The organism is Veillonella dispar, assembly GCF_937975875.1.
Taxonomy (GTDB): domain Bacteria; phylum Bacillota; class Negativicutes; order Veillonellales; family Veillonellaceae; genus Veillonella; species Veillonella dispar_B.
This window is the reverse complement of record NZ_CALJSP010000006.1, coordinates 1-10,720: the sequence shown is the minus strand read 5'-3', so window position 1 is coordinate 10,720 and position 10,720 is coordinate 1. Positions and strand designations below refer to the sequence as shown.

The following is a 10,720-nucleotide window of genomic DNA, read 5'->3' as shown; positions in this document are numbered from 1 at the left end:
ATATCACACTCAATAATATTAATAATCAAACTAACAACCCCTAATAGTATTATTTATTATGTTTTAATTTTAAAAGTTCAATATATTCAACTGCTTTTTCCATATCTTCTTTGGAAATGCCACGTGATGCGGAGAATAATAAACGTGCAGAAGGACGAGTGCGAAGGTATTCAGCGTATTCAGCGGTTTCAGAATCAAGATAGTAACCTTGAGGAGTATCATCCTTATCCCAACCGATTAACCATTCTGGCTTAACTTCTAATATAGGAGCTAATCTATTTATAAAATCAATAGAAACACTAGCGATTTTACCAGATTCATATCTTTGCATATTACTTTCACTAATACCTAATCTTGCTCCTAGGTCAGCTAATGTTATGCCTTTTTGTTTTCTAATAGTTTTTATTCTTTCTCCTATTTCTTTATTTATTGTATTTCTTTCGTCGGTACTCATAATATGCCTCCAAATAAGAATCGCCCTTACAATCTTATATTACAATAAACTTGAATAAAATTCAAGAAAAATTATAAAACTTTTATAAAATCTTGCATGGAGCGGTTGACAGGTTTTTCTAATAGGATTATCATGTAACTAGAAACTTGCATATGGTGCAAGTAAAGTGAGGTGAAAAGATGAAACTAGAAAAATTGAAAGGGTTGTTGGTAGAACACAAGAAAACATATGCAGACTTAGCAGAGTTATTAGGAGTATCTATTACAACCATTAACAGCAAAATGAATGGAAAAACACAATTTGATGTAGTAGAGGCTACAATGATTAGTGATTGGCTTGGATTAGACTGCTCTAGTAGAGTAGATATTTTTTTAAATAATAACTTGCATAATATACAAGTTATAGATTAGTAGAGGTGAAATCAAATGAAAGAAATAAAAGGAGGTTATCAACTAATGAAAAGGTGCAAAAGAAGAAGAGCACCCTGTATGAACAAGGTGCTAAGGAAGAAATTAAAAACATATAGTAAAGAAAAGTTAATGACACAATGTTTTGTTAAAAACAAAATTGTTAGGCGGATGGAAACTGCGAGAGCAATGCATCTAGTTGCTGCTTTAACTGGAATATAGATTGTACATCTGGGAAATAATCATCTTGAATATCTTGATCTATATTTTTTAGTTCAATTTCTTTAAGAACATAATTTATAGAACTAATTAATGAACCTAATTCATTAGGAGTAATGGTTAAGCTCTCTGTGCAGTTACGTACTTTAGAAATCAATGAAGTAAATATAGATTTATGCTTAGCTGGCAGTTGAATAATATCAAATTCAAAAATATCAGATTCAACATAATCAAGGATATCAAGGATTAACTGGTGATTAAATTTCGTAAAATCAAGTGTAATTTTAGTCATAAACGAAACTCCTTTCACAAACATTATATCACCATTGAAATAAGTTAAATGATTTACTCAACAGAATCTAATCTAAATTGTTAAGAGGAAACACAAATGGAAAAGAATAGTAATGCATTAATGAATGAAATGCAAATAGAGGTTAGTCAAAAGCGAATTACTAAATTAATTGAAGCCAAGACAACTATCAAAGAAGTAATACATTATGATCCAGTTGAAAAATCAAAATATAAAACGATAGTTAACATGATTGATGAAGTAATTGTGGATGAACTTAAAGTCCAAGAAAACCATATAAATAAAACTACAAATAAAGTAGAAGTCATTACTAATCCTAAGCTAAAAGAACATATGAAGTTAGCACTAATTAGTAACTCGTTAGAGTATGACAATAGATTATCTAGTGATGAGGCTGTAAATCATTTAGCAGATACATTTATTCAAATGAAAAACATTATGGACAGAGTAGCAATTGAAGATTGTTGGTACTCGAAAGAATTTTTTGAAGAAGTAGAAAATGCCCTTATCACAATGGCTGTAATAAAGGCATTTGGAATTGGTAAACAATCTGAGCGTTATTTAGGTGTTGTTAAGAAAGTAGTAAGAGAGCTTAAAACTGCACCAAGTAAAGGCTGATAATCTTTAATTTTATCAGCGATTGAGGAAAGCATACCTTGTTCAATTGGTGCTTTCATCTCAATACGATCATATAAAGATTTTAATTCTTTTAATAATAATGCTTTATCTTCTTCGGAAAAATCAGAAGACTTTACAAGTTCTTGAACATCAGAAAATGAGCAGTTGTTATTGATGATGTTAGATGAGTTGTTATCACCTACAATACCATAATTAGAGCCCATTATATTGATGCTAGAAATAGAAGCATTAGTTTGAATATTCTCTACTTTTCTAATGCCTGAAGCAGTAAGTACTAAGGAAATAGGTAAACCAACACAAGGAGTATGATTTTCAACATAACCAGAATCCTTTAAATACTTTACTTGTTGTTCTAATGCCTGCCGGTCTTTAAAAGGTAGATTATCAAATGTATTTCTTACTATAGCGAATGAGCCATAAGCATTTTGAGCATTATATATTTGCTCCAAAAGAGATAATGAATCATTGTGTATTGACATAGTTTCACCTCCTTTCAAGGTGATTATAGCAATTATAAAAGAAAGATGAAATAGGAGGAAATATTAATGTTGGTAATTGCAATTGAAGTAAATATAGACAAAATGAAAGACGAAAAATTTATTAAAGCATATGAACGAGTATCTAAAGCGAAGGATGAAGTAGAGAAAGGAATTAAAGAGTTAGGAGAACTAGGAATAAAAGTTAACGTGGATTATTTAAATATAAGACGTGATTAGAAGGAGTAGTAGGAATGGAAAGTGTTCAACCAAAGTATGTGCCTATTAGCACACTAGCTAAGATATGGGGACGGAGCAAAATGTATATCTATAGAAGAATAGATATGATCCGCAATGAAGGTAGATTTAATGAAATCTGTATGCAACTAGGACCACAACAAACGCTGGTCCATGTAGATAAATTTGAAGCATGGATGAAAGGGCAGCACATGAAGTGGCTAAAAGGGGCATAGAAGATGAACATTATAAATCTAATTACAACCGTGCAATGGTGCTTGGGAATATTAGGGTTAGGACTATATGGAGGAATTGAGCAAGCAGAAGGCTGGCAAATACTAATAAATATAGTTTTAACAATAACAACTGGCATCACAATTTGGATGTTAGGCAGGGTTAAGGAGGTGATAAAACATGAAAGACAAAAAAGAAAAAGCACTAGATCTACTAAAAACATATTTAATGTTTGATGATGAAGAAATGCAGGTGTTAAGGGAACGAATTACATCAATTAGCGTAAGCAATAAAAGTGCAAGTTTAGACTTTACTATTCTTGCTAATGGATGCGCTATTTTTGTTAAGCGAAAGACAGGGGAATATGTATTACGCATAACAGGTAAAGGCCCAATTAAAGAAAACAAAGTATATCTTGCATTAAGGGCAAGAGAAATACTGATTAATGCGGTGACAAGCAATGAGTAAAAACCGCAGCAGATGTAGCATATGTGATGCGTGCAATAAAAAAAGCCATGCCTACATACACTGTAGACAGGCTAAAGGAATTATATGTATGGAACATTGCGATGCATGTCAATATTTAGAGATTGAACAAGGTGACATGCATTGCAATTATCCTAGGCAAAAAGAAAAGGCCACTAATTAAAGTAGCCTAATCAAGCACGTAATTACGCACCAAACCTAACGTAATTATATCACACATGGGCATGAAAGACTAGAGAAAAGCTTATTTCAAGGCTTTTCTTATTAACTAGATATAACATATTAACAAATCAACCATGGGGAGTAATTACGATGAGGAAGCGTAAGAAGGTCATATCTAAAAATATGATAGAGGTACTTGATTACCACACATCAAGAACCTATAGAAAGAATGGTAAGCGTGTAAAAAAGAAAAGCATTACACCAGAAGCACAGAAAAAGCAAAATGAAAAACAAGCAGAAGCAATGCTGCGTATGTTGATTGATAATAACTTCACTACAAATGATTGTTACATCACACTCACATATAAAGAACAGCCAGCTACATGGGAAGATGCAAAGAAAGATATTCAGAATTTTATAAGACGGCTTAAACGTAGATATAAAAAACTGGATAAAGAATTGAAATACATTTACATAGCGGAGGGGAAAACAAGAATACATTTCCACATGATCATTAACAATGCAGAACTATATTCAGATGAGTTGAATGAACTTTGGACACATGGCATGCATAAGTTGATGTTGTATCAAGGAAGGGCAGAAGATGCAGTGAGATTAGCAAGCTACTTTGTAAAAGAAAAAAGAAGTGCATGTTATTCAGATAAAGAAGATGCATTTAAGCGCAGGTGGAACAGTAGCAAGAATTTAGAAAAACCAAAAGTAAAAACAGAAATATTGAAGCCAAGCGAATGGAGAGATTACATCCAACCGCCAAAAGGCTATTACGTGGAAACAGACAGTGTAGTTGAAGCTGTATCTGATGAAGGTTATCCTTATAGATTTTACAGATTGATAAGAATTGAGGAGGTAAAACATGGGACTACTAGGGCTAGGCATTGTGATAGGGGCAATGCTAGGAGTATCAATAATGGCATTATGCGTAATTAGTAAAGAATGTGAGAAATGGGAGGATGAAGTAAATGATAAACGTAAATGAGGTATTTTTAAGCGGCAATGTAGTAGCGGATGCAGAGCTAAGATATACAAAAACAGGAAAGCCAGTACTCACATTTAGAATGGCAACCAATAAATATGTAAACGAGCAACAAACAACACAGTACCACAACATAGTATGTTGGGTTGATGCGGAACTTTACAGTGGGTTACGTAAAGGTGATTTTGTAGCAGTAAATGGCGAATTAAGAACTAGATCCTACGAAAAAGACGGAAGTAAAAGATACATCACAGAGATTGTAGTCAAAAATCTTACATATGGCCTTAAACAAAATGAAAGCGGAGCAAGTAATTTTGAAAATGGATTTGTAGATGATGATGAAACAATTCCATTCTAGGAGGGAATAAATGCGAAGAGGTAGGCCAAGAAAGATATGTAGCCACTCATTTGGGCCAGCAAAAAGCGGTGCGCTATGGGTGAAAACATCATGCCCTAAAGGGAAAACATCAATTAAAGTATTCAAAGGTAAAACAGCAGGCACTTTACATTGGCTGAAAAAAGAAGAATGTGAAGATTGCCCTGCATATAGTCCTACAAAGGTTTATGCAAAATAGGAGGGAACAACATGCAAAGCACAAGCATGGCAGGTGTACCGATGAATTGCATAAATTGGTTGGCACTAGGTGCGGTAGTATACGGTGCAATGGATAAGCGAAATGCATTAAAAGTATTGGGATTAAAGGAACCAATAAATGCAGATACGTTACAACCATTGATTAATAGAGGACTAAGCCAAAGGCAAATAGCAGAAGAATTAGAAGTAAGTCAAAGCCTAATTAGAAATATTTGTAAAAAATTAGGAATTAAAACGAAAAGAGGTAGAAAATAATGAAAAAAGTAATGTTAGCAGTAATGGTATTAAGCGCAGTAGTTAATGGTGCATATGCAAATGGAACAAATAATTTAGTAGGTGGTACAGATAATGTGGCAACAGCAAATAGTGCTGCAGTATTTGGATATAAAAACACTGTAAATTCTAACAATGCAATCGCATTTGGTGAAAACAACACAGTAAATGGCACAAATTCATTTGTTGGGGGCAATAATTCAAAAGCAGAAGGAAGAAATACATTTGCATTTGGTAGTCATGCAGAAGCATTGACTGAATACACATATGCAATTGGTAGCCAAGCAAGAACATCAGCATATGACACTATTGCAATTGGCAATGGCGCATATGTAAGTGGTGTATCTAGCGTTGCAATCGGTCGCACAAACAATATCACTGGTGAAAATACTGTGGTTGTAGGTGCTAATAACAAAGACATTAAAGGTAATCAATCAACTGTGATTGGCTACAATAACAAAATGGCTGGTGATATGGAACAAACGATCATTGGCGCCAACTCTGAAACAGCAGGACAGGGCGCAATGGCCATTGGAACACATACAAAGGTTACTGCAATTGATGCGGTAGGCATTGGCAATAATATTGTGGCTGATAAGCCAAATAGCGTTGCACTAGGAACAAATAGTGTAACAGACAATGCAGTTAATCAACTGCAAGCAATGGTAAATAATACAACATATGTATTTGCTGGTACAGATGCAACATCAGTAGTAAGCGTAGGCAGTAAACAACGTGCAGGCTTTGGCGGAGTAAAAAACTATGTTCGCCAAGTACAGAATGTTGCAGCAGGCAGAGTGGATGCATCTTCCACTGATGCAGTAAACGGTTCACAGTTACATGCTGCATATGATGCCATTAATACAATGGGTGAAGATATTGATAAAGCACTAGATGCACAACAACAATTCAATACTGCAGTACATAACACACTAGCAAATCATAAGGATGCAATCAAAAATAACACACAACGTATTACACAACATGATGCGGACATTGCAAATAATAAAAATGCTATCAAGGCTAATGATCGTGTATTGAAAAATCATGAAGAACGCATTGATAAGCTAGAACATCAAGCAAGCAACACATTAGCAAATTTAAAATCAGACATTAAGCAATTAGACGGACGAATTAATAAAGTGGGTGCAAGTGCAGCTGCATTATCTGGACTACATCCAATGGAATTTAACAAAGATGATAAATTTAGCACATCTGTAGCATATGGTCACTATAAAAATGCCAATGCAGTGGCATTAGGTGCATACTACAGACCAAATGAAAAAGTATTACTTGGAATTGCAGGTACATTTGGCAGTGAAAACATGTACAACGTAAGCGCATCTTTCAAATTTGGTAAACATAGTGAATATGAACCACAAGCGAAACGTGACGGAGAAATTGAAGCTATGAAAGCACAAATTGCAGAATTAACAGCAAGACTTGATGCGGTAAGCAAATAAAATAGGTGGGCGGTATATCCGCCCTTACCTAAAACTAGGGGGCGAAGTTATGAACCATGTAACAACACTATTTAACAGTAATGAGTTTGGGGAACTAAGAACTATCATTATTGAAAATGAAGTGTACTTTGTGGCCAAGAGCGTAGCAACTGCACTTGGATATAAAGATACTGCAGATGCAATCAGAAAACATATTGATGAAGAAGATAAGCTGCGTTGGCAAATTGCCGACACAGGCCAAAAGAGGGAAACATATTTAATCAATGAGTCTGGACTATATTCCTTGATATTGAAATCAAAGATGCCAAGTGCGAAGAAATTCAAACGCTGGGTAACTAGCGAAGTACTTCCACAAATTAGAAAAACAGGAAGCTATGATCCACATATTCCAAAGACATTACCAGAAGCATTGAGATTATACGCAGATGAGGTAGAAGCACATAACCAATCAAAGGCTATAATTTAGCAACAGAAACAACAAATAGCGGAATATGAGCCAAAGGTTGATTACGTGGACAAAATTTTAAGTACAACAAATGCAATGACAGTAACACAGATTGCTGCAGACTATGGATTAAGTGCTAAAGCTTTAAACAAGATACTACATGATGCGCATATCCAACGCAGCGTAAATGGTCAATGGATTTTGTATAGTGACTTTATGCGGAAAGGATATACAAAGACTAAAACACACACATACATGACTTCAGACGGAAGATTGGAGTGCAGCGCATCTACACGTTGGACACAAAAAGGTAGATTAATGATACACGAGTTACTAAAGAAGCTGGGCATCAATGCAGTGTGTGAGGAGGTAGCATGAAGCCATTAGTATATAAAGGCCTACGAAAGAATGTGAACAGGTCAGAATGGGTAAGCAGTGATGAAATAAAACAAAGCTACTCACAAATAAGACTATTAGCAGTAGAAAATGATACATATGCATGGGTACCAATCGAAGACGGAACACTATGTAGAGGAAGCGAAGCAAAAGACACGCTAGGGCAAAGGATATACGAAAAGGACCATATAGAGTTTGATTGCAAATCAATACAAGACACACCAATGGTAGGGGAAGTATATTACAGTGTTGATAAATACCAATGGAGATGCAAGGCAATTAACCAGCAGGACACCACAAAACGTGATGCGGTATTAGATTTTGACTTAGCATTTGTATTGAATAATGGGAAAGTTAAAGTAATAGGCAATAGATTAGAGGGATATGAGCATGAATGACAGATACAGAAATGTATGTAAAGCACTTGATCATATCGCAAAGTGTAGAACAAAAGAAGCAAAACAAGTATTTATACCATACTGGGGTTATGTGGTTACTCCCTCAGAGGAGCTACTAAAAGCAAGAATAAGAAGAAACCTATGTAAAGAAAGCAAAGCATTTTACAAACAGGTAAGGAGTTATTATGAAACCACCATGCAGGGAGTGCCAATTTAGAGAAGTAGGGTGTCACAGTAAATGCGAAAGTTATATTCAATGGAGAGCGCAGCTAGATAAATATAACGAGCAAAAGAACATACAGAATGATGCGTGTAAATACATTAGAGATAATGTAAGAACCATTAGACACAGAATGAGAAAGCTGAAAGGTTATAGCTGTACTGTGAGGGACTAATAAATGAAGTTAGATTTATGGGTAAGGCTAAATATAACAATGGCTGATGATAATAAAGTAAGTGGTTGGACACAGATATATGGAAAACATGAATTAGCTATGTACAAGAAACCTTTTAAATCATTAAAGCCAATTGTTAATGATCACATAGAGAAAATAAACTGGCTAACTATTTGTAATAGGTGGGGTGAAACGAACCAAGTTATAGAAGTGAATACAAGCAAGATAAAGAAATATGTTATCAAAGAGTGCGTACAGCCATGTGAAGAAGAAGAATGGGGTTTAGTTAGAAAATGGTATAGAGAACACTCAAGAAAAGAACGTGAAAAAGAAGAAAAAAACTAGGAGGATAAGAGATGCAAAGAAAGTGTCATAGATGTGATAGGTTATTTACACCAGATAGTCATAGCACATGGTGCCCAGATTGTAGAGCAGGCAAACCAGTAAAGCCTAGAAAGACAAAGGAACAAATAGAGCTAGAGCGCCTTGAACGATTAGAGAAAGCATTTAAATACACAAGATACTGTGTACAGTGTGGAAAGAAATTCCATACAAATGATACACGTAAGGTAATATGCGGTGATTGGGAATGTGAAGAAAAACAAAGATTTGAACTTCGAAGAGCAAGCTGTAGGAAAGGAAAACAAAAATGAGGATACTAAGCATTGGGTTTGGGGATAAAAAGAAAGTAAAGTATGAGAAAGCAAATAATGCTGGTATTACTGAAACATATCAATTAAGCACGGAGGACGATTTCAGACCAGAGATATTAGAAGCATATGTAAAAGCAAGAGCATTGGTGATTGAAACATTTAAAGTGTTCAAACTATTTGAAGAAGAGTGGCTAAAAATTAAATCTATTAGTTTTAAATGGCATAAGGAAATGCCAAAGGTTATTACGGAAGCAAAGTATGTGCTTATAATCACAAATAAGTATGGAGATGAATGTACAATTAGCACATCATGGCTAAGTGTAATAGATGAAGCACCAGAAAAGCTTATTCCATTAGTAGAAGAAATAGAATTATTTGTAAGAGGTGCAAGAGCGCAGGGGAAATTATGGGAAGAAGAATTGGAAAATGATGCGGTTGAGGGTGAGACATTTCACATCAATGATCTAGTAAAAGAAGGGAAAGAGAATGATTAAAAACCAATTAATTTATGTAGCGCATCCATTTGGTGGAGATAAAGCTAATAAGTATTCCATTGATACAATTATGGAAAACTTAGTAATGCTAGATAAGAACAACACATATCTATCACCTCTTCACAATTTCAGCATGTTGTACTTTGATACACAGTATTCAAAAGGCTTGAAAATATGTTTGGACATGCTAAATAAATGTGATGCCTTAGTATTATGTGGGGAATGGGAAACATCTAAAGGATGCATTGGTGAATGGTCATTTGCAATAGCAAAAGGGATACCAATATATACATGGAAAGAATGGACCGATAAATTAAAGGAACAGGGAGATAATATCCGATGACTGGAAGAGAATATTTAAATCAGATACGTGATACTGATTTGAATATAAGGTGTAAGGAGAGAGAAATATTTAAAATAAGACAAGATATCATGAGTCTACAAGCCATTGATTATAGTAAGGATAAAGTAAGTGGAGGGCAACCAATTACTATTGCGGATAAAGTTGCAAATCTTGATGCGGTTACAGAAGAGATTATGAAAGAATGGAGTGCTTACTTACAGGAGAGAGAGCGAGCCAGATTTATGATCAATCAAATTTGTAGTACTAAGCAAAGGATTGTTTTAGTAGATAGGTACATTAATGGATGTACATGGGAAAAGGTTGCAGAACTAATAGATTGTTCAAGGCAGAATGTTCATAACTTACATAAAAGAGCAATTAAAAATTTTGAGGAAATTTACAAAAAGGTTGCTATTATTTGACACTCAATATATGAGATACTGTATGTGGGCATGGATGAAGAGAACACTTTCAACAAGCCTCCTAGAAAAACTACACACTATTAAGGACTACATCATACACAGGTCGCACAACACAGTATGATGCAGTCCTTTTTAGTTTATATGAGGGAATTGATGAAGCATAAAAGAATTATTTTCCACAGAGACACGGCTCTGGGAAAATGCATTGAATGTACATAAACAACC

General features: G+C 34.7%; 19 protein-coding genes. 16 read left to right on the top strand and 3 right to left on the bottom strand.

From position 1 onward, the window contains the following. Positions 1-49 precede the first annotated feature (49 nt). On the bottom strand, positions 50-454 hold the full coding sequence (locus tag Q7P05_RS00295) for a helix-turn-helix domain-containing protein (RefSeq protein WP_303929984.1): 405 nt from the start codon (positions 452-454) through the stop codon (positions 50-52). Positions 455-633: 179 nt separating this feature from the next. Between Q7P05_RS00295 and Q7P05_RS00290 the strand changes: the two genes are divergently transcribed. After that, the gene (locus tag Q7P05_RS00290) at positions 634-864 is read left to right on the top strand and encodes a helix-turn-helix transcriptional regulator (protein ID WP_303929983.1); all 231 of its coding nucleotides are present in this window, start codon (positions 634-636) and stop codon (positions 862-864) included. Positions 865-1,024: 160 nt separating this feature from the next. On the opposite strand, the gene Q7P05_RS00285 is transcribed toward Q7P05_RS00290, so the two are convergent. Next, on the bottom strand, positions 1,025-1,372 hold the full coding sequence (locus Q7P05_RS00285; RefSeq protein ID WP_303929982.1) for a hypothetical protein: 348 nt from the start codon (positions 1,370-1,372) through the stop codon (positions 1,025-1,027). Positions 1,373-1,468: 96 nt separating this feature from the next. On the opposite strand from Q7P05_RS00285, the gene Q7P05_RS00280 reads away from it, so the two are divergent. Next, positions 1,469-2,008 (top strand): hypothetical protein, encoded by a 540-nt coding sequence (locus Q7P05_RS00280; protein WP_303929981.1) that lies wholly within the window; start codon positions 1,469-1,471, stop codon positions 2,006-2,008. Here the strand turns inward: Q7P05_RS00280 and Q7P05_RS00275 are convergent. Further along, positions 1,948-2,508 carry a hypothetical protein gene (locus Q7P05_RS00275; protein WP_303929980.1) on the bottom strand — a complete coding sequence of 187 codons (561 nt, stop codon included), beginning with the start codon at positions 2,506-2,508 and terminating at the stop codon, positions 1,948-1,950. The two genes, Q7P05_RS00280 and Q7P05_RS00275, sit on opposite strands and share 61 nt — an antisense overlap. Before the next feature lie 66 nt (positions 2,509-2,574). Here Q7P05_RS00275 and Q7P05_RS00270 point away from each other — a divergent pair, with 66 nt between their 5' ends. The 14 genes from Q7P05_RS00270 (at position 2,575) to Q7P05_RS00205 (ending at position 10,495) form a co-directional block, all read left to right on the top strand. Then, positions 2,575-2,745 (top strand): hypothetical protein, encoded by a 171-nt coding sequence (locus Q7P05_RS00270; protein WP_303929979.1) that lies wholly within the window; start codon positions 2,575-2,577, stop codon positions 2,743-2,745. A gap of 14 nt (positions 2,746-2,759) precedes the next feature. After that, positions 2,760-2,978, top strand: a complete 219-nt coding sequence (locus Q7P05_RS00265) for a hypothetical protein (protein ID WP_195186460.1) — start codon at positions 2,760-2,762, stop codon at positions 2,976-2,978. 178 nt (positions 2,979-3,156) lie between these two features. Beyond that, complete coding sequence (locus Q7P05_RS00260; protein ID WP_303929978.1) at positions 3,157-3,444, top strand: hypothetical protein; 288 nt, start codon at positions 3,157-3,159, stop codon at positions 3,442-3,444. 330 nt (positions 3,445-3,774) lie between these two features. Beyond that, positions 3,775-4,572 carry a hypothetical protein gene (locus tag Q7P05_RS00255; protein ID WP_303929977.1) on the top strand — a complete coding sequence of 266 codons (798 nt, stop codon included), beginning with the start codon at positions 3,775-3,777 and terminating at the stop codon, positions 4,570-4,572. Positions 4,573-4,604: 32 nt separating this feature from the next. Continuing rightward, on the top strand, positions 4,605-4,976 hold the full coding sequence (locus tag Q7P05_RS00250; protein WP_303929976.1) for a single-stranded DNA-binding protein: 372 nt from the start codon (positions 4,605-4,607) through the stop codon (positions 4,974-4,976). A gap of 228 nt (positions 4,977-5,204) precedes the next feature. Continuing rightward, positions 5,205-5,468, top strand: coding sequence for a hypothetical protein (locus Q7P05_RS00245; protein WP_303929975.1), 264 nt, complete (start codon positions 5,205-5,207; stop codon positions 5,466-5,468). Next, entirely contained in the window at positions 5,468-6,949 is a 1,482-nt protein-coding gene (locus Q7P05_RS00240; protein WP_303929974.1) for a YadA-like family protein, read from the top strand. Before Q7P05_RS00245 ends, Q7P05_RS00240 begins: the two co-directional genes overlap by 1 nt. A 49-nt stretch (positions 6,950-6,998) precedes the next feature. After that, positions 6,999-7,415, top strand: coding sequence for a Bro-N domain-containing protein (locus Q7P05_RS00235; protein WP_303929973.1), 417 nt, complete (start codon positions 6,999-7,001; stop codon positions 7,413-7,415). 15 nt (positions 7,416-7,430) lie between these two features. Next, the gene (locus tag Q7P05_RS00230) at positions 7,431-7,772 is read left to right on the top strand and encodes a phage antirepressor KilAC domain-containing protein (protein WP_303929985.1); all 342 of its coding nucleotides are present in this window, start codon (positions 7,431-7,433) and stop codon (positions 7,770-7,772) included. Further along, positions 7,769-8,188: a hypothetical protein gene (locus tag Q7P05_RS00225; protein ID WP_303929972.1), complete on the top strand. Its 420-nt coding sequence runs from the start codon at positions 7,769-7,771 to the stop codon at positions 8,186-8,188. The genes Q7P05_RS00230 and Q7P05_RS00225 overlap by 4 nt, the downstream gene beginning before the upstream one ends. Positions 8,189-8,586: 398 nt before the next feature. Then, positions 8,587-8,928, top strand: coding sequence for a hypothetical protein (locus tag Q7P05_RS00220; RefSeq protein WP_303929971.1), 342 nt, complete (start codon positions 8,587-8,589; stop codon positions 8,926-8,928). A 304-nt stretch (positions 8,929-9,232) separates the two neighbouring features. Further along, on the top strand, positions 9,233-9,730 hold the full coding sequence (locus tag Q7P05_RS00215) for a hypothetical protein (RefSeq protein WP_303929970.1): 498 nt from the start codon (positions 9,233-9,235) through the stop codon (positions 9,728-9,730). Beyond that, positions 9,723-10,073, top strand: coding sequence for a DUF4406 domain-containing protein (locus tag Q7P05_RS00210; RefSeq protein ID WP_294026489.1), 351 nt, complete (start codon positions 9,723-9,725; stop codon positions 10,071-10,073). The genes Q7P05_RS00215 and Q7P05_RS00210 overlap by 8 nt, the downstream gene beginning before the upstream one ends. After that, the gene (locus tag Q7P05_RS00205; RefSeq protein ID WP_294026490.1) at positions 10,070-10,495 is read left to right on the top strand and encodes a DUF1492 domain-containing protein; all 426 of its coding nucleotides are present in this window, start codon (positions 10,070-10,072) and stop codon (positions 10,493-10,495) included. The genes Q7P05_RS00210 and Q7P05_RS00205 overlap by 4 nt, the downstream gene beginning before the upstream one ends. Positions 10,496-10,720: the final 225 nt, after the last annotated feature.